Source organism: Aeromonas sp. R7-2 (genome assembly GCF_040908105.1).
Classification (GTDB): Bacteria; Pseudomonadota; Gammaproteobacteria; order Enterobacterales; family Aeromonadaceae; genus Aeromonas; species Aeromonas caviae.
Genome location: NZ_JBFODC010000022.1, coordinates 15,444 through 39,837 on the forward strand (window position 1 = coordinate 15,444; position 24,394 = coordinate 39,837).

At 63.3% G+C, this 24,394-nt stretch carries 19 protein-coding genes; 12 read left to right on the forward strand and 7 right to left on the reverse strand.

The window, feature by feature from the left end; translation table 11 throughout:
• Window positions 1-37 precede the first annotated feature (37 nt).
• From hypE to hypF, 4 genes are read right to left on the reverse strand one after another with little or no spacing between them, the layout of a single operon-like run.
• Complete coding sequence (hypE, locus tag AB5Y47_RS07470; RefSeq protein ID WP_368220082.1) at window positions 38-1,042, reverse strand: hydrogenase expression/formation protein HypE; 1,005 nt, start codon at window positions 1,040-1,042, stop codon at window positions 38-40.
• Window positions 1,039-2,157 carry a hydrogenase formation protein HypD gene (hypD, locus tag AB5Y47_RS07475; protein WP_368220083.1) on the reverse strand — a complete coding sequence of 373 codons (1,119 nt, stop codon included), beginning with the start codon at window positions 2,155-2,157 and terminating at the stop codon, window positions 1,039-1,041. Before hypD ends, hypE begins: the two co-directional genes overlap by 4 nt.
• Window positions 2,151-2,402, reverse strand: a complete 252-nt coding sequence (locus AB5Y47_RS07480) for a HypC/HybG/HupF family hydrogenase formation chaperone (protein WP_021230224.1) — start codon at window positions 2,400-2,402, stop codon at window positions 2,151-2,153. The genes hypD and AB5Y47_RS07480 overlap by 7 nt, the downstream gene beginning before the upstream one ends.
• 5 nt (window positions 2,403-2,407) lie before the next feature.
• A complete protein-coding gene (hypF, locus tag AB5Y47_RS07485; RefSeq protein WP_368220084.1) occupies window positions 2,408-4,819 on the reverse strand; it encodes a carbamoyltransferase HypF in 2,412 nt (803 codons plus the stop codon).
• Between the two features lie 747 nt (window positions 4,820-5,566).
• On the opposite strand from hypF, the gene recR reads away from it, so the two are divergent.
• The 9 genes from recR (at window position 5,567) to AB5Y47_RS07530 (ending at window position 15,322) form a co-directional block, all read left to right on the forward strand.
• Window positions 5,567-6,169, forward strand: coding sequence for a recombination mediator RecR (gene recR / locus AB5Y47_RS07490; RefSeq protein WP_010674419.1), 603 nt, complete (start codon window positions 5,567-5,569; stop codon window positions 6,167-6,169).
• A gap of 409 nt (window positions 6,170-6,578) precedes the next feature.
• The gene (gene htpG, locus AB5Y47_RS07495) at window positions 6,579-8,492 is read left to right on the forward strand and encodes a molecular chaperone HtpG (RefSeq protein ID WP_010674421.1); all 1,914 of its coding nucleotides are present in this window, start codon (window positions 6,579-6,581) and stop codon (window positions 8,490-8,492) included.
• A gap of 238 nt (window positions 8,493-8,730) precedes the next feature.
• A complete protein-coding gene (gene adk, locus AB5Y47_RS07500) occupies window positions 8,731-9,375 on the forward strand; it encodes an adenylate kinase (protein WP_010674422.1) in 645 nt (214 codons plus the stop codon).
• Window positions 9,376-9,490: 115 nt separating this feature from the next.
• Window positions 9,491-10,465, forward strand: coding sequence for a ferrochelatase (gene hemH, locus AB5Y47_RS07505; RefSeq protein ID WP_042017278.1), 975 nt, complete (start codon window positions 9,491-9,493; stop codon window positions 10,463-10,465).
• 64 nt (window positions 10,466-10,529) lie between these two features.
• The gene (locus AB5Y47_RS07510; RefSeq protein ID WP_104455791.1) at window positions 10,530-10,922 is read left to right on the forward strand and encodes an MAPEG family protein; all 393 of its coding nucleotides are present in this window, start codon (window positions 10,530-10,532) and stop codon (window positions 10,920-10,922) included.
• A gap of 175 nt (window positions 10,923-11,097) precedes the next feature.
• A complete protein-coding gene (locus AB5Y47_RS07515) occupies window positions 11,098-12,402 on the forward strand; it encodes an inosine/guanosine kinase (protein ID WP_010674425.1) in 1,305 nt (434 codons plus the stop codon).
• A 162-nt stretch (window positions 12,403-12,564) separates the two neighbouring features.
• Window positions 12,565-14,193, forward strand: a complete 1,629-nt coding sequence (locus tag AB5Y47_RS07520) for a methyl-accepting chemotaxis protein (protein WP_039038910.1) — start codon at window positions 12,565-12,567, stop codon at window positions 14,191-14,193.
• 124 nt (window positions 14,194-14,317) lie between these two features.
• The gene (locus AB5Y47_RS07525) at window positions 14,318-14,680 is read left to right on the forward strand and encodes a DUF2750 domain-containing protein (RefSeq protein ID WP_010674427.1); all 363 of its coding nucleotides are present in this window, start codon (window positions 14,318-14,320) and stop codon (window positions 14,678-14,680) included.
• 147 nt (window positions 14,681-14,827) lie between these two features.
• Window positions 14,828-15,322 (forward strand): hypothetical protein, encoded by a 495-nt coding sequence (locus AB5Y47_RS07530; RefSeq protein ID WP_010674428.1) that lies wholly within the window; start codon window positions 14,828-14,830, stop codon window positions 15,320-15,322.
• On the opposite strand, the gene AB5Y47_RS07535 is transcribed toward AB5Y47_RS07530, so the two are convergent.
• Window positions 15,285-16,922 carry an EAL domain-containing protein gene (locus AB5Y47_RS07535; protein ID WP_069652607.1) on the reverse strand — a complete coding sequence of 546 codons (1,638 nt, stop codon included), beginning with the start codon at window positions 16,920-16,922 and terminating at the stop codon, window positions 15,285-15,287. The genes AB5Y47_RS07530 and AB5Y47_RS07535 overlap by 38 nt on opposite strands.
• 188 nt (window positions 16,923-17,110) lie before the next feature.
• On the opposite strand from AB5Y47_RS07535, the gene glgC reads away from it, so the two are divergent.
• Window positions 17,111-18,385 carry a glucose-1-phosphate adenylyltransferase gene (glgC, locus tag AB5Y47_RS07540; protein WP_010674430.1) on the forward strand — a complete coding sequence of 425 codons (1,275 nt, stop codon included), beginning with the start codon at window positions 17,111-17,113 and terminating at the stop codon, window positions 18,383-18,385.
• Window positions 18,386-18,443: 58 nt separating this feature from the next.
• Here glgC and AB5Y47_RS07545 read toward each other — a convergent pair whose 3' ends face one another.
• Both AB5Y47_RS07545 and AB5Y47_RS07550 read right to left on the reverse strand, forming a co-directional pair.
• A complete protein-coding gene (locus tag AB5Y47_RS07545; protein WP_368220085.1) occupies window positions 18,444-20,444 on the reverse strand; it encodes a hypothetical protein in 2,001 nt (666 codons plus the stop codon).
• 146 nt (window positions 20,445-20,590) lie between these two features.
• Complete coding sequence (locus AB5Y47_RS07550) at window positions 20,591-21,142, reverse strand: lipoprotein (RefSeq protein WP_069652605.1); 552 nt, start codon at window positions 21,140-21,142, stop codon at window positions 20,591-20,593.
• A gap of 320 nt (window positions 21,143-21,462) precedes the next feature.
• Here AB5Y47_RS07550 and AB5Y47_RS07555 point away from each other — a divergent pair, with 320 nt between their 5' ends.
• On the forward strand, window positions 21,463-22,650 hold the full coding sequence (locus AB5Y47_RS07555) for an isochorismate synthase MenF (RefSeq protein ID WP_069652604.1): 1,188 nt from the start codon (window positions 21,463-21,465) through the stop codon (window positions 22,648-22,650).
• Window positions 22,651-22,726: 76 nt separating this feature from the next.
• Window positions 22,727-24,388 (forward strand): amonabactin biosynthesis (2,3-dihydroxybenzoyl)adenylate synthase AmoE, encoded by a 1,662-nt coding sequence (gene amoE / locus AB5Y47_RS07560; protein WP_069652603.1) that lies wholly within the window; start codon window positions 22,727-22,729, stop codon window positions 24,386-24,388.
• Window positions 24,389-24,394 lie beyond the last annotated feature (6 nt).

The window sequence follows — 24,394 nt, forward strand, 5'->3', positions numbered from 1 at the left end:
TGACTCCCCTCTGTAATTGACGGAACGGCATGGCCGCTCAACAGATCCGCGGCAGCAGCTCCCCCTGCGGCAGCTCCAGATAACGGCGGCTGCCCCAGGGGTTATTGAGGATCACCTTGTGGCGATCGCTCGCCTGCACCACGCCGATCTGGCTGGCTGAGGGGTTGAACTGCCGCAAGATGCCCAGCGCGTCCTGCGCCTGTTCGGCAGGCAGGGCCAGCACCATGGTCCCCTCGTTGGCGAGATCATGGGGCTCGAAACCGTAGAGCTCGCACAGGCCACGCACCGGATCGCACACCGGAATGGCGGACTCCTCCAGCTCGATGGCCACCTGGGAGGCGCTGCTCCACTCGTTGAGCACGGCGGCAAGGCCACCGCGGGTGGCATCGCGCAGGGCGTGCGGGGTAATGCCTGCCTGCAGCAGCGCTTCTACCTGTGGCCAGAGGGTTGTGCAGTCGCTTTTCAGATCAGAGCCCAGTTGCAGGGCATCGCGAGCCATCAGGATGCAGGCGCCGTGGCTGCCGATATCCCGCGACACCAGAATGGCGTCACCGGCCTTGAGGCTCCGTACCGATATGTCCCGGCTCTGCTCAGGCAGCGGGAAAGTGCCGACCCCGCTGGTGTTGATAAAGATCTTGTCGGCGGCTCCCTTGGGCACCACCTTGGTGTCGCCGCAGACGATACGGGCGCCGCTCTTGGCAAGCTCGGCCGCCATCGACTCGACGATGCGGGCGAGATCGGCGTAGGGGAAACCCTCCTCGATGATAAAACTGCAGCTAAGATACTCGGGCTTGGCCCCCATCATGGCGAGATCGTTGACCGTGCCGGCGATGGCCAGCTTGCCGATATCGCCCCCCTCGAAGAACAGCGGCGAGACGGTAAAGCTGTCGGTGGTGAAGGCGACGGGGCCCTCTACCGGCAGCAGGGCGGCATCTTCACCGCGCAGCAGGATCTCGTTGCCAAAGTGGCGAAAGAAGAGCTGGTTGATCAGCTGATTCATCTCCACGCCGCCGCCGCCGTGACTAAGTTGGATTTCTCTCATCGTTCCTGGATCCCCATATATCGGTAGTAGGCATTGCAGGCCCCTTCGGAGCTGACCATGCAGCTGCCCATGGGTTGGGTCGGGGTGCAGCCCCGGCCAAAGACGTTGCACTGGTTCGGTTTGGCCAGGCCGCGCAGGATATCGGCGCACTGGCACGCCTTGTGGTCATCGATGGGGGTCTCACTGAGTTGAAAGTGACGCTCTGCATCGCGCTTGGCAAAGGCATCGCGCAGGCGCAGGGCGGAGGCGTTGATATCCCCCAGACCTCGCCAGCGAAAGTGCTCGCGGGTCTCGAAAAAGCGCTCGACCAGCCGCTGGGCGGCTTTATTGCCACTGGCGGTAACGGCGCGGCTGTATTGCACCTCCAGTGCGTAGCGACCCTCCACCTTCTGGCGCACCATCATCAAGAGCGCCTCCATCACGTCCACAGGCTCGAAGCCGCTAACCACCACAGGCACCTGATAGCGATCGACGATGGGCAGGTAGATATCGGCGCCGGTAATGACGCTGACGTGAGAGGGGCCGATAAAGGCGTTCACCTTGGCCACCCCGTCGGCCATCACCGCATGAATGGCGGGGGGCACCAGCACATGGTTGATATGAAACAGCAGGTTCTCAATCCCCTCAGCTTCAGCCGCAGCCAGCAAGGCGGCGGTCATGGGGGTGGAGGTCTCGAAACCGATGGCGAAGAAGACCACGGTTTTCTCCGGATTCTCACGGGCGATACGCAGTGCATCGAGGGGGTCATAGACCGGGCGGATATCGCTCCCCTTGGCCCGTTGCTGGGCCAGCGTGCCCCTGGATCCCGGCACCCGGATCATGTCCCCCAGGGTGACCAGAATGACGCTGGGCTGGCTAGCCAGCTCGATGGCCTGATCGATGCGCTCTTTGGGCATGATGCAGACCGGGCAGCCGGGGCCGTGGACGAACTCGATGCTGGCCGGCAGCAGCTGGTGCAGGCCGTACTTCATGATGGTGTGGGTATGGCCGCCGCACACCTCCATCACCCGCAGCGGCTCGGGCAGATCTTTGGCAAGCTCGGTAATTTGCGCGGCGAGGGCGCGGATCACCTCGGGCTGGCGAAAGCCCTGAAAGAGATCATTGAGGGTCAGCATGGCAAAATATCCTGCTCTGGCATCAGGGCCACCATCTGGCGGAAGCTCTCGAGGCTGGCCTGCGCCTCCTCTTCGTCAATCTTGCTCATCACAAAGCCGATATGGAGCAGCACATAGTCGCCAATGTTGAGAGGCTCTTCGAGCAGCATGCAGCTGACGCGCCGCTGCACCCCCAGGGTATCGACGGTGACGCAGTTATCTTCGGGGTGCAGCTGCACCACCTGAGAGGGGATGGATAGACACATGGATTTCAGGACTCCGACAAGGTGGCACAACCGGTGGTGACAGGCTGATGCGTGGCAAGATGGTGGATGGCAAACCAGAGCTGACCGGCGGCGATGCCACCGTCATTGAGCGGCAGGGTTTCGCTGGTCAATACCTGCCGACCGGCCGCTTCGAGCGCGGGCACCAGCTGATCCATCAGCACCCGGTTTTGAAAGACGCCGCCCCCCAGCGCCACCGGATAGCCGGGGAAGCGCTCGGCCAGGGCGATGACCAGATTGCTGATGGCGCGGATAAAACCGGCGGCTAGGCTGGCGGTGGAGGTGCCTTGGCGCTGCTCGTTGACAAGGGTATGGATCAGCTCGGCCCACTCGATCTGCAGCGGCCCTTCCGCTGATTGGCTGAGATCAAAGGCGAGGGGGAAGGGTTGTTCATCGGCGGTTAGCCGCGAGGAGGCCGCCTCCAGCAATAGCCCCGCTTCGCCCTCGTAATCGGGGGGGGCGATCACTCCCAAGAGCGCTGCCACCGCATCGAACAGTCGACCGATGGAGCTGGTGTAGGGGGCGTTGCGACCGAGATGCCAGAGCTGGTGCAGGTTGCTGATCCGCTTAAGGGGCAGTTGCTTGATCAACGGAATATCGAGGGCACTGATCTGCTCAGGGCTGTGCGATTCAAACAGCAGCCCCAGCAGCTGACGTACCGGCTCGCGAATGGCCGCCTCGCCGCCGATCAGCTTGAAGGGGGCAAGGTGGGCAACCCGCTCAAATCCCTTAACGTCTGCGATCAGCAGCTCGCCGCCCCAGAGGGTGCCGTCATCGCCAAGGCCGGTGCCATCGAAGGCAAAACCCAGCACCGGGCCCGTGATGTCATGCTCGGCCATCACAGCCAGCAGGTGGGCGTGATGGTGCTGCACCTCGAGATGGGTTGCATCCTGATCGCGGCAGTAGTCCCTGGCCCACTGGTGGCTGAGGTAGCCGGGGTGGCGATCCGAGACCAGAACTTCGGGATTGAGATCGTAGAGATCGCGAAAGGTGGCCAGGGTTTGCTCGAAGTGCTCCTGCATCGGCAGGCTGTGCAGATCGCCGATATAGGGGCTGTAGATGCGCTGGCGGCCGAAGGCCAGCGCCAGCTGGTTCTTCTGTTGTGCCCCGACTGCCAAGAGTGGCACCTTGACCGCCTGTTTCAGGCTGGGAGTGCAGGGGGCATAGCCCCGGGCGAGGCGCAACGTCTGGCGACGCCCGCCGGCCCACTGCACCAGACTGTCGTCGCAGGGGTGCAGTATGGGGCGGTTGTGATCCAGGATGCCGTCAATCTCGCCCCCGAGTTCCCTGACCACCGCCTCGCACTCGATAAGGATTGGGCTGCCGCGACCATTGGCGCTGGTGGCCACCAGCGGCATGGCGCAGGCGTTCAGCAGCAGCTGATGGAGCGGGGTATAGGGGAGCATGACGCCAAGGTAGGGGATGCCGGGGGCGATCCCCTCGGCCAGCGGCGCGGTTGTCAGTAGGGATTCTGAGAGCCGATCATCGTTAATGCGCTTGCGCAGCAAGGTGATGGGTCTGGCCTGAGAGGCGAGCAGTTGCCACTCGTCTTCGCTGCCGGTGACATGCAATTTGGCCTCGGCAAGGGAGCCCATCATCACCGCCAGTGGTTTGCGTTCGCGCCGTTTGAGCATTCGTAATCTGGCAACACTCTGTTCATTGCGGGCATCACATATCAGGTGATAGCCCCCCATCCCCTTGACTGCGATCAGTGCTCCCGCTTGCAGGGCGCTTGCAGTGGCCTGCAGGGCATCCTCGCGCTCGGCCAAGGCATCGCCACGGCCATTTCGCCAGCTGAGATGGGGCCCGCACTCGGGACAGCTCACCGGCTGGGCGTGGTAGCGTCTGTCCAGCGGGTTTTCATAGGCCGCCGCGCAGCGCGGGCACATGGCAAAGCTCGCCATGGCGGTATGGGGGCGGTCGTAGGGGAGGCGGCGGATAATGGTGTAGCGCGGGCCGCAGTGGGTGCAGTTGGTAAAGGGGTAGTGGTGGTGGCGATCGTTGGGGTTGGCCACATCGTTGGCGCACGCCTCGCACATCCCCTGATCCGGCGAGATGGCGACCGTGGCAGCGCTCTGCTGCTGGCTGGCTTTAATTCGAAACTGGCCATGAAATTGGCCATCGAAGTCGGGATCCTGATCTCGGGGCAGCTCCCGCTCGCTGAAGTGATCGATACGGCTCAAGGGCGGCGCCAGTTCCCGCAGTTCGCGGGCAAAGCTGGCGAGCTGCTCAGGGGATCCTTCGGCACCGATGGTGACGCCGCTCGCGTCGTTCAACACATAGCCGGCAAGGCCGTGGCGCAGCGCTAGCCCATAGACGAAGGGGCGAAAGCCGACCCCCTGTACGATGCCGTCGATATGAAATTCCCGGCGCAGTCGAAGGCGTGTCGACGTGGTCATGGCGCCATCCAAAGAGGGGCCAGCGCCCCTCCCTCATAACCGGGGGGCAGGGAACCCTCCCTCATGACAGGGAGGCTGGGGAGGGCCGACAGGGGCGGCCATCCGACGATCATCCTGGGGGATGTCATGCGATATCGAACTCCCATCTGCTGGCCTGCCGCCACGGCATGGGCCATCGGGTGCAACGAACGGGGGGCAACGGGCTGCGTCGCGATAGAAGGGGCGTAGCCTTGACAGGCAGAGGAGGCCCTCGCCCTGTCACGGGGGCCAAGTTTACCGGGGCCCTGGTCCCCAATACCTTGATCTCGCCCCGGTTTGAGTGCCAGATGCGGCGCTTCTTTGCGATCCTGTGAGCCTGCTCCGCCAGCGATCGGTGCGTGAGAACTGGCGGCGCCGCACCCCCGGGGCGCTGAACCAGCCCCTGAAGGGGGCAAATCGAGGATGGCGGGGCCAACACGCAGGTTTTTTTGTTTGGTTTTATTTAACGATTACGGTCAATCGATTGGAAAAATTGAACACCTTGGGGGCTGTTTTACCCCTTGCGGGGGCTGGCGGGGGGCTGCCGGCCCTGAAAAACGGGGCCAGCCCGGTTTCCCGGAGCGTCTCGGCGGCGAGGCGCCTGCGGGCGGGATCTGCCATTGGCGGCCCTGGGCTGGTATAGTCCTGCGCCAACAAAAGAGGTTGGAGAGACGGCTTGCCGATGCCCCTGGGGCGGCGCCTCTCTTCGCGGCATCAAAGGATATCCCCATGAAATTCAGTCCCCTGCTCGATGAGATGATGAAGGCGCTGCAGGTCTTGCCGGGCGTGGGCCCGAAATCGGCCCAGCGCATGGCGTTCACCCTGCTGGAGCGCGAGCGCAGCGGCGGTCTGCGTCTGGCCTCCCTGCTCAACCGGGCGCTCACCGAAATCGGTCATTGCAGCCACTGCCGCACCTTTACCGAGAACGATCGCTGCGAGATCTGCGCCAATCCCAAGCGCGAGGAGAACGGCCTGCTCTGCGTGGTGGAGAGCCCGGCGGACGTGGCCGCCATCGAGCAGACCGGCCAGTTTTCCGGCCGTTACTTCGTGCTGATGGGCCACCTGTCGCCCCTTGACGGCATCGGCCCCGAGGAGCTGGGGCTCGATATCCTGGAGCGCCGCCTGCAAGAGGAGCAGATCAAGGAGCTGATCCTCGCCACCAACCCCACCATCGAGGGGGATGCCACCGCCTGGTACATCGCCGACATGGCCCGCACCGCCGGGGTGGAGGTGAGCCGCATCGCCCATGGCGTGCCGGTGGGCGGGGAGCTGGAGCTGGTGGATGGCACCACGCTCTCCCACTCCCTGATGGGGCGCCAGCGTCTGAGCTGAAGACGCCACGAACCCCAGCCCTCCCCTTGGCAGGGGAGGGAGCAATGGATCCTGCCCCACTCCTCCCTTTGGCAGGGAAGAAAGCAACGAACCCCGCCTCAGCCCTCCCCTTGATAGGGGAGGGAGCAATGGATCTTGCCCCACTCCTCCCTTTGGCAGGGGAGAGCAAGGCTGACCCCGCTATTGGCTCCACGCGCGATCCCAATCTGACCCTCCTCGCCAGACAGGGGACGACGGTGCACCTCCCCCTTGTGAAGGGGGAGGCCGGGAGGGGGTTGCCTGTGTGGGCCAAGCGAGGGGCCGGTGTGCAAATTTGCTCTCAAGTTTGCACGCAAGCCCCTTGATATTTGAAAGGCCAACCCCATCTAGCTTGGGAATCTGTTCAACCCGACGTTTTGAGGACTGGTCGATGACCCAAAGTGTTCACGCCGAAACCCACGGCTTTCAGACTGAAGTCAAACAACTGCTGAGCCTGATGGCTCACAGCCTCTACTCCAACAAAGAAGTATTCCTGCGCGAGCTGATTTCCAACGCCTCCGATGCGGCGGACAAGCTGCGCTTCAAGGCGCTTTCCGATGCCTCTTTGTTCGAAAACGACGGCCAGTTGCGCGTGCGCCTGGTGGTGGACAAAGAGAACAAGACCCTGACCATTTCGGACAACGGCATCGGCATGACCCGTGACCAGGTGATCGAGCACCTGGGCACCATCGCCAAGTCCGGCACCGCCGAGTTCTTCAAGCACCTCTCCGGTGACCAGGGCAAGGATTCCCAGCTGATCGGCCAGTTCGGGGTGGGCTTCTACTCCGCCTTCATCGTGGCCGACAAGGTGACCGTGGTCTCCCGCGCCGCCGGCACCACGCCGGAGCAGGGCGTGCAGTGGGAATCACAAGGGGAAGGCTCCTTCACCGTGGCTGACGTGACCAAAGCCGGTCGCGGCACCGACGTCATCCTGCACCTGCGCAGCGATGAAGAGGAGTTCCTGGACGACTGGCGCCTGCGCTCCGTGGTCAGCAAATATTCCGACCACATCAGCGTGCCGGTGGAGATGTTCAAGGAGGGCACGCCGGATCGGGAAGAAGACGGTGAAACCATCGTCGGCACCCCGGGGGAGTGGGAGCAGGTCAACCGCGCCACCGCGCTCTGGACCCGCAACCCGAAGGACATCAAGGACGAGGAGTACCAAGAGTTCTACAAGCACGTCGCCCACGACTTCGAAGATCCGCTCCTGTGGGGTCACAACCGGGTGGAAGGGGCCCAGGAGTACACCAGCCTGCTCTACATCCCGGCCCGCGCGCCGTTCGATCTCTACAACCGCGAACAGAAGCACGGTCTGAAGCTCTACGTACAGCGCGTCTTCATCATGGACGACGCCGAGCAGTTCATGCCGACCTACCTGCGCTTCGTGAAAGGGGTGCTGGACTCCAACGATCTGCCGCTCAACGTCAGCCGTGAAATCCTGCAGGACAACAAGGTGACCGCCTCCCTGCGCAAGGCCTGCTCCAAGCGCGTGCTCACCATGCTCAACAAGCTGGCGAAAGAGGATGGCGAGAAGTACGCCAAGTTCTGGAGCGAGTTCGGCAATGTGCTCAAAGAGGGTCCGGCCGAGGATTACGCCAACCGGGAAGAGATCGCGAAGCTCTTGCGCTTTGCCAGCACCGCCGGCGAGGGCGAAGCCCAGACCGTGTCGCTGGAGGATTACGTTGGCCGCATGAAGGAAGGTCAGCAGAAGATTTACTACATCACCGCCGACTCTTATGCCGCTGCCAAGAACAGCCCGCACCTCGAGATCTTCCGCAAGAAGGGCGTCGAAGTGCTGCTGATGTGGGAGCGGGTGGACGAGTGGCTGATGAGCCACCTGACCGAGTTCGACGGCAAGCAGCTGGTCTCCGTCACCCGTGGCGAACTGGATCTCGGGGATCTGGAAGACGAAGCCTCCAAGCAGGCGCAGGAAGAGGCCGAAAAAGCCAACGCCGGTCTGGTGGAGCGGGTCAAGAAGAGCCTCGGTGAAGCTGTGAAAGAGGTGCGCGTCACCCACCGTCTGACCGACTCGCCGTCCTGCATCGTCACCGACGCCCACGGCATGAGCACCCAGATGATCAAGCTGATGCGCGCCGCCGGTCAGCCGGTGCCGGAGCAGAAGTACATCCTGGAGCTCAACCCCGACCATGCCCTGGTGAAGAAGCTCGGCACCATCGAGGATGAGAGCCTGTTTGGCGAGTGGGTCTCCCTCCTGCACGAGCAGGCCCAGCTGGCGGAGCAGGGTGGCCTCAATGATCCGGCGAGCTTCGTCTCCCGTATCAACCGTCTGCTACTCCAGGCGTGATGTGATTGTGATTGGCCCACTGCATGACAGTGGGCTTTTTTTTGGCCGTTCCCCTCTGGTGCGCTGCTGCATTTTCAATCATTTTTCGTGGTCGTCGTCTGCGTCTTTGGTCGCAGAGACGGGGCGGGAGTGTGGTGATAATCTGGCCACTCACACGGGGCGAGCTTGTTAATACGGGCGAAAACGTGTAGTTTTTTGCCTTCTCAAGAATTGAATAACCAATCAACTAGGAGCGTGTATGCGCATTGTTCTGTTGGGAGCTCCGGGCGCCGGCAAGGGTACCCAGGCTCAGTTCATCATGGAAAAACACGGTATTCCGCAGATCTCCACCGGCGACATGCTGCGTGCGGCGATCAAGGCGGGTACCGAGCTGGGCCTCAAGGCCAAAGCCGTGATGGACGCAGGTCAGCTCGTCTCCGACGACATCATCATCGGCCTGGTCAAAGAACGCATCGCGCAACCGGATTGCGCCAACGGCTTCCTGCTGGACGGCTTCCCCCGCACCATTCCCCAGGCGCAAGCCATGAAGGATGCCGGTGTGACCGTGGACTTCGTGCTGGAGTTCGACGTGCCGGACGAAGAGATCGTCAAGCGCATGAGCGGCCGCCGCGTGCACTCCGGCTCCGGCCGTACCTATCACGTGGTGTTCAACCCGCCGAAAGTGGAAGGCAAGGATGACGTGACCGGCGAGGATCTGGTGATCCGTGCCGACGACGAAGAGACCACAGTGCGCAAGCGTCTGGATGTCTACCATCAGCAGACCGCGCCGCTCATCGGTTTCTACGGCAAGGAAGCGGAAGCGGGCAACACCCGTTACGTCAAGATCGACGGCACCCAGCCGGTGGATCTGGTCAGCCAGCAACTGGCCGCCATTCTCGGTTAAGCCATTCAGGGCCGGCAGGACGCAGCCGTTCGCCGGCTGGCTATGAGGGTGAGAAAAGGGTCCATACCGGGCCCTTTCTTGCAATTCCCACGACACAGAACGACAGGATGCTAACGTGACCACGAAAACCGGGATCTTGCTGGTAAATCTGGGTACCCCGGCCGCGCCGACCACGGCAGCGGTCAAGGCGTTTCTCAGCCAGTTTCTGCACGATCAGCGGGTCGTCGACCTGCCGCGCTACCTCTGGTGCCCCCTGCTTCACTTCATCATCCTGCCGACCCGCTCCCCCAAGGTGGCCAAGCTCTATCAGCAGGTGTGGACCGAGCAGGGCTCCCCTCTGATGGTCATCAGCCAGCAGCAGCGCGCGGCCCTGGAGCACGAGCTCAAGCGGGAAGGAGTCGAAGTGCCGGTGGCGCTCGCCATGACCTATGGCGCCCCGTCGCTGGCCGATGGCTGGCAGGCCCTCAAGGCCCAGGGGGTCAACCGGGTGATCCTGCTGCCGCTCTATCCCCAGTATTCGGTCAGTACCACCGCCTCGGTGTTCGACGCCTGGGCCAGGGCGATGAAAACCGAGCGCAATCTGCCGGTGGTGCGGCTCATCCGCGATTACCATGCCCACCCGGAGTACATCCAGGCGCTGGCCATGAGCGTGCGTCGCCACTGGGAGCAGCACGGCCAGGGGGAGCATCTGCTGATGTCCTTCCACGGCATTCCCGAGCGCTACGAGCGGGAAGGGGATCCCTATGGTCATCAGTGCAGACGCACCGCCGCCCTGCTGGCGGAGGCGCTGGGGCTGGCCCCGGAGCAGTGGACCGCGAGCTTCCAGTCCCGCTTTGGCAAGGAGGAGTGGCTCAAGCCCTACACGGACCTGACCGTGGGCGAATTGCCCTCTCGCGGTGTCAAGCGGCTCGATGTCATCTGCCCGGCCTTCTCGGCGGATTGCCTCGAGACCCTGGAGGAGATCCAGGTGCAGAACCGGGAGATCTTCATGGCCGCCGGTGGCGAGCAGTTTGAATACATCCCGGCCCTCAACAGCGATCAGGCCCATATCCGCATGATGGTTTCCCTCATCTGTCGCGAGCTGGCATGATGGCCGTTCTCATCCGGTGCCCGACGTGGCGGACGTTCGGATTCAACGATAAAGGAGTGTCCTGATGATGCATATCACGCTGATTTACGCCGGCCTGCTCGGGCTCTTGTTCCTGCTGCTCTCCTTCTGGGTGGTCAAGCGCCGCGCCCAGTTCAGGGTGATGATTGGGGAGGGGGAAGCCCCCGAGATGCTGGCCGCGATCCGCGCCCACGGCAACTTTGCCGAGTACGTGCCCCTCACCCTGCTGCTGATGGCCCTGTGCGAACTGGCGGGGGTCGGGGCGCTCTGGCTGCACCTGGGCGGTGTGCTGCTGCTGGTGGGGCGCATCCTGCATGCCATCGGCATCCAGATCCCCAGAGCTCCCAACATGCCGCGCCTCTTCGGCACCCTCTTCTTCTGGCTGTCGCTGGGGATGTTCTCGGTGCTGGCCCTGGTGCAGGGGCTCTCGGCAAGCTGAATGTCATCCCGCAACACCACCCCGTCACGGGGTGGTTTTTTGTGGTAGCCAAGTCAAACGTTTTCCTCGCAAACCCTTGTCTATACTGACCTCAAAATTCAATCGTGCGACTTTTCGGCGTGGTGGATTGTGTTAAAATCCCGCCCCTCTTTTCCCCAGAGCACAGAAGATTGCCATGAAATTTCCCGGTCAGCGCAAGTCCAAACACTACTTCCCGGTCGACAGACGTGATCCCCTGATCCCGCAGAATTCCCAGCTCACCGAACTGGGCAAGGCCTATGTAGTGGGCATCGATCAGACTCTGGTGGATATCGAAGCCCATGTGGACGAAGACTTCCTGAACCGGTACGGCCTGAGCAAGGGCCACTCCATGCTCATCTCCGACGAGGTGGCGGAGCTGGTCTACGACGAGCTCAAGGCCAACAACATGGTGGTGAGCGAATTTGCCGGCGGCACCATCGGCAACACCATGCACAACTACTCCGTGCTGGCGGACTCCCACTCCATCCTGCTTGGCGTCATGAGCCAGGACATCCGCATCGGCAGCTATGCCTACCGCTATCTGTGCAACACCTCCTCCCGGGTCAACCTCGACTACCTGCAGCCGGTGGACGGCCCGGTCGGGCGCTGCTTCACCTTCATCACCGAAGGGGGAGAGCGCAGCTTTGGCATCAACGCCGGCAAGATGGATCACCTGGATGTGGACCACATCCCCGAGACCATCATCAAGGAGGCCTCGGCCCTGGTGATCACCGCCTACCTGGTGCGCGGCGCCGACGGCACGCCCATGAAGGAGGCAGCCATGGCCGCGGTGCGCTATGCCCGCGAGGCCGGGGTGCCTGTGGTGCTGACCCTGGGCACCCGCTTCGTCATCGACGAGAATCCCCAGTGGTGGCGCGATTTCATCAGCGAGAACGTGACCGTGCTCGCCATGAACGAGGACGAGGCGGAGGCCCTGACCGGGATAAAGGATCCCCTCGGCGCGGCCGACAAGGCGCTGGACTGGGCGGACATGGTGCTCTGCACCGCCGGCCCCATCGGCCTCTACATGGCGAGCTACACCGACGAGGACTACAAGCGCGAGACCACCCACACCCTGCTGCCCGGCGTCATCCCCGAGTTCAACATGTACGAGTTCAGCCGCCCCATGGCCCGGGACAAGTGCCGCAAGCCTGCGCGTATCTACTCCCACATCTCCCCCTACATGGGCGGCCCGGAGAAGATCAAGAACACCAACGGGGCAGGGGACGGGGCGCTGTCCGCCGTGCTGCACGACATGGTGGCGAACGCCTACCACCGCATGAACGTGCCGAACTCCGCCAAGCATCTCTCGGAATTCCTGACCTACTCCTCTCTGGCCCAGGTGTGCAAGTACGCCAACCGGGTGAGCTACGAGGTGCTGGCCCAGAGCAGCCCGCGCCTCTCCCGCGGGTTGCCGGAGAAGGAAGACAGCCTGGAAGAGGTGTACTGGGAGCGGTGATACCTCTTCCTGTCGACCACAAGAAAGGGTGCCACTGGGCACCCTTTCTTGTTTTTGGGGCTGGATCATGTTTTTGGCATCGCTTTTGCTGACATCGTGGACAGCCCGCGTCGCGGCGGCATACCTTGTGTTAAGGATATGTAGCTGCTGCGGGGCGAGGGTATGTTGAGACAATGGAGTATCGGTCGGCGTCTGTCGCTGGTGACCCTGATGGTGCTGGCGCTGCTGGGACTGCTGCTGTTCTTCTGCCTGCAGATCTATCAGCAGGGGCTGATGGGGGAGAAGAGCCGCCAGACCCAGGCCCAGGTGGAGACCGCCTACAGCCTGGTGGCGGGGCTGGAAGCCAGGGTGCGCAAGGGGGAGCTGGACGAGGCGAGCGCCAAGGCCGAGGCGCTGGCGCTGATCAAGGGGTTGCGTTACGGCAACGATGACTACTTCTGGATCAACGACAGCCACCCCACCATGGTGATGCACCCCATGAAACCCGAGCTGGACGGCAAGGATCTCTCCGGGGTGGAGGACAAGCAGGGGCTCAGGCTGTTCGTCGCCTTCGCCGATCTGGCCCGGGCCCAGGGCGCGGGGGAGGTGGCCTACTACTGGCCCAAGCCGGGGGTGGACGAACCGGTACGCAAGATCTCCTACATCAAGCGCTTCGCCCCCTGGGACTGGATCATCGGCACCGGCGTCTATGTGGACGACGTCGAGGCCCAGTACCGGGAGGTGCTGCACACCCTGCTGGGGATCGGGCTGGTGCTGGCCCTCCTGCTGTTTGCCGTGGTCGGCCTCATTGTGCGCAGCATCGTCGTGCCCCTCTCCCGCTCGGTCTCGGCCCTTGGCAACATCGCCAGGGGGGAGGGGGATCTGCGGGTACGTCTGCCGGAGTCGGGGCGTGACGAGCTGAGCCAGCTCAGCATCAACTTCAACCTCTTCGCCAGCCAGATGGCGCAGCTGGTGGCCCGCAGCCAGCAAATAGCGGATCAGAACCGGGTGCATGCCCACCAGCTGGCCGAGGTGGTGGAGCGTACCGGCGCCATCGTCACCGGCCAGGAGCAGGATACCCTGCGGGTGGCCAGCGCCATGGAGCAGATGACGGTGAGCAGCCGCGAAGTGGGCCAGCACGCGGCCCAGGCCGCCGACGCGGCGGACTCGGCCCTCAATCTGGCCCAGCATGGCCGCGAGGTGGTGGTCCAGACCCGGGAGTCCATCAGCCAGTTGGCGGACGAAATGGTGGAGACGGTGCAGGCGGTGAGCCGCCTCGAGCAGGAGACTCAGCAGATTGGCTCCGTGCTCGACGTCATTCGCGGGGTGGCGGAGCAGACTAACCTGCTGGCCCTCAACGCCGCCATTGAAGCGGCACGGGCCGGGGAGCAGGGGCGCGGCTTTGCGGTGGTCGCCGATGAGGTGCGTACCCTGGCGACCCGCACCCACAGCTCCACCGACGAGATCCGGCAGATGATCCAGCGGCTGCAGGAGGGGGCCGGCAAGGTGGTCAGCGGCATCAGCCAGTTGCAGCAGCTCTCCCGCGCGACGGCGGACAGGGCCGGCGATGCGGATGTCGCCATCAATGCCATCGATGGATCCGTCCACACCATTACTGCCATGAATGGGCAGATTGCCACGGCGGCGGCGGAGCAGAGCCGGGCGGCGGAGGAGATCAACCAGCGGCTGGTGGCCATCACCCAGCTGGCGGCGGATGCCCTGGCCCAGAACCGGCTGACCGAGCAGGCATCCGGGCAACTGGCGCTGGCCTGCGACGAGCTGGGGGCCCTGGTGGCGAAATATCGCATCTGACGGCGTTTATCCCTGTCTTTTTGGGGATAAGGCTTGAGTCTGGGGGGCTTTTGGGACACCATCTGCCCCATTCTCGGCCAGCCCTGGCCGACAGCCTGCCATTGCTTTGCAAGAGAGAGACCCCATGAGCAAACTAACTGACAATCTTGACGCCAATTTCCAGCTGTTCATCGAAGAAGTCCGCGAGTCGGGTCAGGTGTGGGGTCTGCGCTACGGTGAAGACTGGGTGGTGTGCCGCTCCGCCGAGTTCGAAGATGCGGACGTGATGCCGCTCTGGTCCGCCGAAGGGGATGCCCGCCTGCACTGCGTGGACGAGTGGGCGGATTACGAGCCGGAAGTGATCGAGCTCGAAGAGTTCCTGGACATCTGGATCAACGATCTGGACGAGGATGACGTGCTGGTCGGCCCGAACTGGAACGCCGATCTGGAAGGCCAGGAGCTCGAGCCCATCGAGCTGGCCAAGGCGCTGGTGGAACTGGACGCCTGAGTCTGCCGTCCCGCCGGATTGTGATGAACCGGCCCCCTTCGGGGGGCCGGTTTTTTTATGGCCGCCATGGGCCATGAAAAGACGATTTGCCTTTGCACCCGTCCCGGGGATGGGTCATCATCAACCCTTTGCCGATCGGGAGGTGCCATGTTTGTCTTTGACGTGACCACGAAGGCGGGGGCGCAGGGGAGGATCCAGGTGCAGGCGCTGGACTGGAGCCAGAGCGGTCCGGTGAGCTTTCAGTGTGACAGCGACGAGCTGGCCCTGGTGCTGCTGAGCGGGTGCCGCTGCGATGCCGTGGGGTACTTCAATCTGCTGGGGGGCTGCAAGCCGCTCTACGTGGAGCAGTGGCTCACCTATTTGCAGGAGCGTGGCCAGCTGGAGAAGGTCACGGCCCGCCAGGAGAGCCCGTCCCAACCCGATTACCTGACCCGGGCCGGGCTGGCGGACGACGAGCTCAATGCCCTGCTCGGCCAGATCTACAAGGTGGCCGGGTTCAACCGCCTGCAGATCAACCGCTACCTCAAGCATCGCCACAACCCGACCATGCTGGCGACCCGTTACGATCAGAAGGAGCTGGAGCGCTATCGCCAGCTCAACGACATCATTCTGACCCTGTTGAAGCTGAAACCGTCTCCGTGAAGATCCCCATCTGACCGATCTCCGGTCCCAGCTCCTGGGGCCGGGCGATGAGGTAGCCCTGCAAGCCGTCCACATACATGCTCTGCAGCATCTGCTTCTGGCCTATCTGTTCCACCCCTTCCGCGATCACCAGGCAGCCCATGCGATGGGAGACGTCGACGATCATCCGCACGAACTGCTGATTGGTCAGATCCTGCTCCAGCTCGGTGATGAGTCCGGGGTCCAGCTTGATGTAGTCGGGTTTGAGCTCGCGAAACAGGCTGAAGGAGCCGATCCCCTTGCCGAAGTTGCAGATGGCCGAGCGGCTGCCGTGGCGCCTGAGCAGCTCGAACAGCCGCCTGGACCCGGTCAGGTTGCGCTCCAGGTGCTCCTCGTCGAGCTCGAACACCAGGTTGGCCCCGATGTCGGGGTCTTTTTGCAACTGGTGATCCAGCCAGATGAGAAAGGCGCTGTTTTGCAGCAGGGAGCCTGGCAGATTGAGACCCCATCGGCTGTTGTGGCCTCCGAAGGCGCGGTATTGGCGGATGACGTGGCGGATCACCATCTGGGTCAGGCGCAGTACCATGTCCAGCCGCTGCGCCATGGCGAGCAGGGTATCGCTTGGCAGCACGGTGCCGTCGCTGCTGCAAAAGCGGGGATAGATCTCGTGATAGGCGAGCATGCCACGATGCAGGGGCTGGATGGGCTGGCAGGTGAAGTTGACGCTCTCCTGCTCCAGCAGATCGGTCAGCACCTGGGTCCAGTGACGCTGACCCTGCACTTCGACCACCTCGTCGTTCTGCTGGATGGCCCAGCCATTGACTACCTCTGTCTGGGCGCGGGCCAGCGCGAGATCCGCCCGGGCCAGAATGGCCTCTATCTTCTGCTCGCTGCTCAGGCGGGTCATGCCCGAGTAGGCGGCGCTCTCGAGCTCGTGATCGTGCTGATAGCGATCGAAGGCGAGCTTTAGGTCCCGTCCCAGCAGATGGGGCGGGATCTGGGCCAGGGGGGGCAGCAGGACGGCAAAATCGGCCCCCGAGATGCGATAGACCCGGTGGCCCGGGAAGCGGCTGACGGTGTGGCTGATGAGGGCGGCGATGTCCCGGATGTAGGCATCTCCGGACTGGAAGCCGCGCTGGGCGTTGAGGGTCCCAAGCTCAGTGGCGCGGATGAGCACCAGGATGGCGGTCTGGGTATTTTCCTGTTGCAGCAGCTCGGTCAGATCGCGCCGGAAGGCGTGGCGGTTGCCAAGGCCCGTCATCTCGTCCCGGGTCGCCTGATTGTGCAATTCGGTGATCTGGCGGTGGGCATCTATCTCGGCCTCATTGAAGGACGCAAGGAGCTGGCGCAGAGCCGTTTGTGCCTGTACGCTGTCGAGCATGGCGGGATCCCGCTGCTGCAACGCCAGCAGCCAGCGTTGCTCCTGCCTCGCCTTTTCCCCACGGCGCACGCTGTGGGTGAGAAAGAGCAGCAGGGCGAATCCCGTCAGGGTGGTCATCAGGACCAGCAGCAGGGTGAGCGGTGAGGCGGGGGGGGCGAGCAGCACTCCCTGCAACAGCAGCATGGGAATGCAGACCAGTGCGCTGACCAGCAGCAGGTTTCCCTCATGTTTATTCAACATCGTTTCATCCTTGATGATGTTCATGATGTAGAAATTCTAACCAAGTCGCTGGCGCAAAACATGAGTACTCACGCAACTCCACGATAAAGCGCCGGCGGAATGCAACTAAATGTGAGTGAAAACACTTTCATGGTCTGTAAAAAAAGCGAAGATGGGTTGAAAACAGCCCCAACAGAGCAGAGGTAGATATGTTGCTAGAACCCGTAGACACCGCCAAAGCACGGCAACTATTGAATCAGAGTATGGCCTTGGTGCTCGCAGGGGGACGGGGCAGCCGCCTGAAGCAGTTGACCGATAACCGCGCCAAGCCCGCCGTCCACTTTGGCGGCAAATTCCGTATCATCGACTTCGTGCTCTCCAACTGCATCAACTCCGGCATCCGCCGGGTGGGTGTGGTGACCCAGTACAAGTCCCACAGTCTGTTGCGCCACCTGCAATCGGGCTGGTCTTTCCTGCGTTACCAGATGAACGAGTTCATCGACTTGCTGCCCGCCCAGCAGCGGGTGGACGAGGTGCACTGGTATCGCGGCACCGCAGACGCCATCTACCAGAACGTCGACATCATCCGTGACTACGGTCCCAAGTACATCGTGGTGCTGGCGGGGGATCACATCTACAAGATGGACTACGCCGCCATGCTGCTCGATCACGTGCGCCTCGGCGCCAAGGTGACGGTGGCCTGTATCGAGGTACCGCGCTGCGAGGCATCGGCCTTCGGCGTGATGGACATCGACGAGCAACGCAAGATCCGCGCCTTCGTGGAGAAACCGGCCAATCCGCCCGCCATGCCGGGCTGCGAGGATCGCTCGCTGGCCTCCATGGGCATCTACATCTTCGAGGCGGAGTACCTCTACCAGTTGCTGGAAGAGGACATCCACAATCTGGAGTCCAAGCACGACTTCGGCATGGATGTGATCCCGCGCATCGTGGGGGAGGGCAAGGCCTTTGCCCACCCGTTCAACATGTCCTGTGTCGGGGCCAAGGAGGGGCAAAAACCCTACTGGCGCGATGTGGGGACCCTGGATTCGTTCTGGGAGGCGAACATGGACCTTGCCTCCGTGGTGCCCGAGCTCGACATCTATGACGAGAACTGGCCCATCTGGACCAGCCAGAACATGTCGCCCCCGGCCAAGTTCGTGCAGGACAGAAACGGCCAGCACGGCATGACCATCAACTCCATGTTCGCGGGGGGGTCGATTGTCAGCGGCTCCTTCGTGCTCAACTCGGTGTTGTTCACCAACGTGCGGGTGCACTCCTTCTGTACCCTGGATCAGGCGGTGATCTTCCCCGGGGTCGAGATCGGGGCTGGTTGCCGCTTGCGCCGGGTGGTGGTGGACAAGGGGTGCAAGCTGCCAGACGGCCTGGTGGTGGGGGAGAACGCGGACGAGGATGCACGCCGCTTCTACCGCTCCGAGCAGGGCATCGTGCTGGTGACCAAGCCGATGCTGGCCAAGCTCGGCTAACCTCGTCGACACAGACAAAAAAAGGGAGCCCTGGGCTCCCTTTCTATTGGTGGTCGATTTATTTCTCGCTGACCAGGGCCTTGCCGGCCATCACCATGGCGGTGCCATGCTTGCCACCGGCGGCGGTCACTTGCGGGACACCATCTTCGTCGGTGTCGCTGCCGGCACCCTCGATGACGTTCTCGCCGGAGTCGCCGATCCACTCGGCCATCTGCATGCCGCCGTTGACGGTGCCGCGGAACCAGCTCACGTAGCGCTGGGTCAGCTGGGCCAGCTCCAGCTCGGGTGCCTTCTCGGCCCCTTCGTTGCGCAGGTTCAGCATGGCAGAGCGCAGGGCGCCGGAGATGGCGGCCTGGGTCCAGGGGGTGTATTCACCCTGCTTGCCGGCGAGCCAGGTTCCGGCCTTGGCATTGAAGTAGGCCTTGTCGGCGGCGATGAAGAGCTCGCGCGCCGCGGTGCGGTACTTGGCATCCGAGGTGGCCAGGAAGGCGGCGGTCAAGCCGCGGATGGCGGCGAACTGCGCGTCGATGGACTGACCGGCGTCAAGCTTGCCGCCCAGGGTCAGACCGTCATGGACCAGGCCGTTCTTGCCCTTGAGGTTGGCGAGGATGAAATCGGCCTGCTTGCGGACCAGTGCGATCGCCTGCTCACCCTGTGGGGTCTTGAGGTTCAGCTCGCCATTGTCACCGGCGGCGTAACCCACAGGCAGCGCATCCTGGGCGCGCTGGAAGATCTGCAGGGCGACCAGGGCGTAGGCGGCGTCGAAGGTGGTGACGTGCCCGGCCTGTTTGCCAGCCTGCCAGCTGTCGACCAGGGTGCCAGCCTTGGGCTCGAAGTGCAGGGCCAGCAGGTTCTTGAAGGTGAGGTTGGAGAGGTTCAGGGCCAGGGAGAAGGCATCGCTGCCCGCCACCGCCTTGCCCAGATCGTTGGTCTGGTTGGCAGCCGGAGCGGCGGCGAACGGGGCACCGTCAAACACGGCGTGGAAGGCCGGGTTCTGATTGGTGTTGGCCGTGCGCTGATCGCTGAAGGCGTAGAACTCGGAGAGGGGCCACAGCAGCATCCAGGCGTCGCGCAACTGGGCGGAGCCGTCCACGACCTCCAGCTTGCCGATGGCATCGGCGTCGTTCTTGCTGGTCTCGGTTACCTTCACCTGATGAGGGAAGTAGACAACCCCCTTGGCCGGATCGTACTGCGGGGTGATTTTGGCGCCCAGGGTCTTGCCGTCAAAGCCGAGCTGACCTTGCAGGATGGCGAGCTTGTCGATGGACTGCTCGGTCAGCATCATGCCGTTGAAGCCGTCGGCGGCAGAAACCCCCAGCTTGTGCTTGCCGTCCTGATCCATGGTGGCGGACGCGGCTTCCACCTCTTCATCGGTCTCGGCCACGTGCATGCCCCCCAGGAAGTCCTGGGACCACATCACTTCCTTGAGCAGGATGCCGCCCACGGCGGCCGGGACCAGCAGGTTATCACTGCCGCTCCAGCGCAGGGTGGCGTAGTCGCGGAAGTAGGCGGGGACCTGGGTCTTGACGCTCTTCTCGTTGCCCTTGGCGGTCTTGATGGTGATCTGGTCACCGTTGACCGGGGTGGCGTTCACGGCCTGGGCGAACTCCGGATTGGCGGAGGCGTAGGGCAGGGAGAGGGGATACATGCCCTGGGGAATTTCATCGGCGGGGAAGCCGACGGCCTCGGCCATGGCCAGTACCCGTTTGCCCAGGTCGGCCAGGGTGCCGCCACGGGCCTGGTTTTGCGGCCCGTTTACCAGATGGGGGCCCATGCCGGATTGGTAGTTGAGGGCGTACATTGCCTCTTCGGAGTATTCATAGGATTCGATCCCGGCGGCGAAGTCGAACGGAGTCGGCTCGTCGGCGCGGTTGGCGTCCAGCACATCCAGATCCAGACCGAGGGCCTCGGCCAGCGGCTCGCCGGAGAGCTCGAATTCGGTGTAGGCCAGCATGTTGGCGGCGGTGTTGAACGTCTTGTCCTCCACCTTGACGGCAGCCTGTGCGGCGCTGCTGAGGAGTGCGCAGGCGATCGCCTGCACCAGTACGGTTTTTCTCATGTCCTTCTCACCATATTGTTGATTTTATTATGACGCTTCTCATGAATCTAAATGAGAATGGTGTGCATTATGGGGCAAAGGGCGGGGCTTGAGAAGAAAAAAACCGCGCCCCGGTGGGGTGAAGAGGAGAGGCGCGGCGGCAGGTGTCACATCAGTTTGAAGGGGATGACCAGTCGGCCCGGCTCCACCTTGAGGGCTTCGACCTTCTCCTTGATCCGCGCCTCGTTCTGGCGGCTGCCATCGAGCCGGTAGACGGGGGTCTGGGAGAGGAACAGGGAGAGGGACTGGTTGAAGGTGGGCAAGAGCGGGGAGAGGGCGGTGCCCACGTCCGCCGGCTCGGTCTTGACAGAGATGAGCTCGAGATCGCGCAGATAGATGGCGCCCTGCTCGGCCACATAGTCCGGGCGTGCCCGCAGGGAGAGGCGGATCTTCATCTGCTGGTTGCCCAGCGGGCTCGCCACCTGCAGCTCGCCGGCGGCATCCAGCTCGACCTTGTCGGCCTGGCTGCGGCCGATGCGGCTTTGCATGTCATCGAGTCGGATCTTGCTCGACATGATGCCGGGGATCCCCAGCTGTTTCTCGAAGGCGACTCGCTCCTTGAGGTACTGGTTGATCTCCCCTTCGCTGACGCTGTACTGGGTCAGCGAGCAGGCCGCCAGCAGCAGGGCGAAGGGAAGCAGAAGCAGGTGTTTCAACATGGGAGGGTTCCATTTTCGGGGCTGTCACAAGAGGTGGCGCCATCTTAGAGGCAAAGCGGGTTGGCCGCCAGTGGGGCCTCTATGACCGGTTTCTGTCGCATCCCCCATATGGGGATGGCAATCCGTTTTCATTCGAGTAGCTGTTTCCCTTCACGGCCAGCAGGCCCGTCCTGGCGTCATCCCCGACATACCCACAGACAAGCTCCTGTTTTAACGATGCAAAATCCCATTGACCCCGCGATTTCAAAGCGAGTATTTTACCGCCGCACAAAGTCAAATTGATAATCATTATCATTTTGAATCTTCTTTGAGGGTATGATGTGAAGACTCGAGTAATGGAAAATGGCGCACCTGCCGAGGCGAAGATGTCGCCTGATTTCTTGTTTACCTCGTGTCAGGGCACGATCAGTGCCACTGACCTGGGGCAACCCATCACCACCCCCGCCTGCGAGTGGCCCCTGCTGGCACAGCAGATAACCCTGGCCCTCGATGCTGCCAGGGCTGCCGGCCAGACCAACCCTCTGCTCATCGGTGCTTTTGCGTTTGATCCGGCAGAGGCTTCCTGCCTCTATGTGCCCGGCCGTTATGAGCGGGGCGAGAAACTGGCCCCGACAGAGCCGACACCGGCGACAGAAGTGGAGCAGACCGTCGAGGCCAACCGGGTCATCTCGGTGCAGAGCACCCCGCCGGCCAGCGAATTCCAGGCCTCGGTCAGTGCGGCGCTGGATGCGTTTGCACAAGGTCGGCTCGCCAAGGTGGTGCTGTCGCGCAAACTCACCCTTACCCTGCACCGGCCCGCCGATCCTACGCAGGTGATGGCCCGTTTGATGGCCCAGAATCCCCACGCATTCCACTTCTCCTTGCCGCTCGGCCAGGGTCGCCGCCTGCTGGGCGCCAGCCCGGAGCTGCTGCTGCGGGTTAGCGGGGGAGAGGTGTTCACCCATCCGTTGGCGGGCTCCGCCAGACGGGTGAGCGAGCCGGCGCAAGACGAAATGGTGGCCAGGGATCTGCTGGCTTCTCGCAAGGATCAGCATGAACACAAGTTGGTGATCGACGAGATCCGCCGGGTGCTGACCCCCCACTGCCGCGAGCTGGCGATCCCCGCTCATCCCTCGCTGATGAGCACGGATACCCTCTGGCATCTGGGCACTCCCATCGCCGGGCGGCTCAATGGCGGCGAGGCGTCGGTGCTCTCCTTGGCCTGCCAGCTTCATCCCACCCCGGCCCTGTGCGGCTATCCCACCGATCTGGCCCGCCAGTTCATCCGCGAGCAGGAGCCCTTCCGGCGCGCCCTGTTCAGCGGCATCGTCGGCTGGTGCGACAGCCAGGGCAACGGTGAGTGGGCCGTGGTGATCCGTTGCGGCGTGCTCGATGGCCATCAGGTCGAGCTGTTTGCCGGCGCCGGTATCGTCGCTGGCTCGGATCCCGCCATGGAGTGGGCCGAGACCGGCACCAAGCTGGGCACCATGCTAAAAGCCCTTGGCCTGGATTTGGAGGTGGCGCAATGACCCAGCTTCAATATCTGGGCTGGCAGAGTGGACAGCCGAATCTGGAAGCCCTGGGCCTGAGTTCGGAGGTGGCGCAATGAGCCAATTAAACCACTTTCTGCCCTATACCCGCTGGCCTGACGAATTGGCCCAGCGTTACCGCACCAAGGGCTATTGGCGCGGCGAGCCGCTGACCGCCATGCTGGCGCGTCAGTGCGAGCTGGCCCCCGACGCCGAAGCCATTCTCTGCGGCGAGCGCCGCTTCAGTTATCGCGAGCTGGACGCCGCCTCGAGCCGGCTGGCCGCAAATCTGGCCCGCCACGGCCTGGGGGTGGGGGATACCGCACTGGTGCAGCTCCCCAACGTGGCCGAGTTCTATCTGGTGTTCTTCGCCCTGCTCAAGGCCGGCATCGCGCCGGTCAATGCGCTCTTTAGCCACAACCGGCTGGAGCTTCTCTCTTATGCCGAACAGATCACTCCGCGCCTCTTTGTCGGCTCGCTGGCTCACCCGCTGTTTGCGAGCAAGGGTCGCGAGAGCGATCTGCTGACAAGCATCGGCGCCGAGCTGGTGCTGCTGGAGGGCGATGGGGGGGAGCTGGGGCTGACCCGCTGGTTGACGAAGGGGGATGAGAGTGAGCCGGTGAAATATGGCCCGACCCCGGCGAACGAGGTGGCCTTCTTCCAGCTCTCCGGTGGCAGCACCGGCACCCCCAAGCTCATCCCCCGCACCCATGACGATTACCTGTACAGCGTGCGCCGCAGCAACGAAATTTGCGGCCTAGGCCCCCATACCCGTTATCTGTGCGCCTTGCCGGCGCCCCACAACTTCCCCTTGAGCTCCCCTGGCGCCCTGGGGGTGTTCGAGGCGGGTGGCACCGTGGTGCTCGCACCCGATCCCAGCCCCATCAGCTGTTTCCCGCTGATCGCCCGCCACCGGGTCAATCTCACCTCGCTGGTGCCGCCGGCGGTCTCGCTCTGGCTGCAGGCCGCGGAAGCGGATCCCACAGCGCGCACTCAGCTCGAGAGCCTCGACTTGCTGCAAGTGGGCGGCGCCAAGCTGGGGGAGGCGGTGGCCAGCAAGATTGGGCCGCTGATCGGTTGCCGGCTGCAGCAGGTCTTCGGCATGGCGGAAGGGCTGGTCAACTACACCCGGCTCTCTGATCCCGACGAGAAGGTCATTCACACCCAGGGCCGTCCTATGAGCCCGGACGACGAGGTGCGCATCCTCGATGAGGCGGGCAATCCGGTTGCCCCCGGCGAGCCTGGCGCCCTGCACACCCGCGGCCCCTATACCTTCCGCGGCTACTACCAGAGCCCGGCCCACAACGCCCGGGTGTTCGATGCCGAGGGTTTCTACTGCTCCGGCGATCTGGTGGTACAGGATGCCGATGGCTACCTCACCGTGGTCGGGCGGCAGAAGGATCAGATCAACCGGGGCGGCGAGAAGATCGCGGCGGAAGAGGTGGAAAACCAGCTGCTGCACCACCCTGCCATCACCCATGCGGCCCTGGTCTCCATGCCCGACAGCGCCATGGGGGAGAAGAGCTGCGCCTTTATCGTCAGCACGGATCCCGCCTTGAAACCGCTGGCCTTGCGCAAGTTTCTGCGCGAGCGCGGGGTGGCGGACTTCAAGCTGCCCGACCGTTTCGAAACCCTGGACGCCCTGCCCATGACGGCGGTGGGCAAGATTGACAAGCAGGGGCTGCGGGCGCGCATTGCGCACGCCATCGCCGCCAACCAGCCCCTGACAACAGCATAAAACTAA

Coding starts and splice junctions, on each gene's coding strand:
- recR (WP_010674419.1), top strand. CDS start 5,567: ATGAAATTCAGTCCCCTGCTCGATGAGATGATGAAGGCGCTGCAGGTC.
- AB5Y47_RS07515 (WP_010674425.1), top strand. CDS start 11,098: ATGAAATTTCCCGGTCAGCGCAAGTCCAAACACTACTTCCCGGTCGAC.
- AB5Y47_RS07480 (WP_021230224.1), bottom strand. CDS start 2,402: ATGTGTCTATCCATCCCCTCTCAGGTGGTGCAGCTGCACCCCGAAGAT.
- AB5Y47_RS07545 (WP_368220085.1), bottom strand. CDS start 20,444: ATGAGAAAAACCGTACTGGTGCAGGCGATCGCCTGCGCACTCCTCAGC.
- AB5Y47_RS07520 (WP_039038910.1), top strand. CDS start 12,565: ATGTTGAGACAATGGAGTATCGGTCGGCGTCTGTCGCTGGTGACCCTG.
- hypF (WP_368220084.1), bottom strand. CDS start 4,819: ATGACCACGTCGACACGCCTTCGACTGCGCCGGGAATTTCATATCGAC.
- hypE (WP_368220082.1), bottom strand. CDS start 1,042: ATGAGAGAAATCCAACTTAGTCACGGCGGCGGCGGCGTGGAGATGAAT.
- hypD (WP_368220083.1), bottom strand. CDS start 2,157: ATGCTGACCCTCAATGATCTCTTTCAGGGCTTTCGCCAGCCCGAGGTG.
- adk (WP_010674422.1), top strand. CDS start 8,731: ATGCGCATTGTTCTGTTGGGAGCTCCGGGCGCCGGCAAGGGTACCCAG.
- amoE (WP_069652603.1), top strand. CDS start 22,727: ATGAGCCAATTAAACCACTTTCTGCCCTATACCCGCTGGCCTGACGAA.
- AB5Y47_RS07535 (WP_069652607.1), bottom strand. CDS start 16,922: ATGTTGAATAAACATGAGGGAAACCTGCTGCTGGTCAGCGCACTGGTC.
- htpG (WP_010674421.1), top strand. CDS start 6,579: ATGACCCAAAGTGTTCACGCCGAAACCCACGGCTTTCAGACTGAAGTC.
- AB5Y47_RS07550 (WP_069652605.1), bottom strand. CDS start 21,142: ATGTTGAAACACCTGCTTCTGCTTCCCTTCGCCCTGCTGCTGGCGGCC.
- AB5Y47_RS07510 (WP_104455791.1), top strand. CDS start 10,530: ATGATGCATATCACGCTGATTTACGCCGGCCTGCTCGGGCTCTTGTTC.
- AB5Y47_RS07530 (WP_010674428.1), top strand. CDS start 14,828: ATGTTTGTCTTTGACGTGACCACGAAGGCGGGGGCGCAGGGGAGGATC.
- glgC (WP_010674430.1), top strand. CDS start 17,111: ATGTTGCTAGAACCCGTAGACACCGCCAAAGCACGGCAACTATTGAAT.
- AB5Y47_RS07525 (WP_010674427.1), top strand. CDS start 14,318: ATGAGCAAACTAACTGACAATCTTGACGCCAATTTCCAGCTGTTCATC.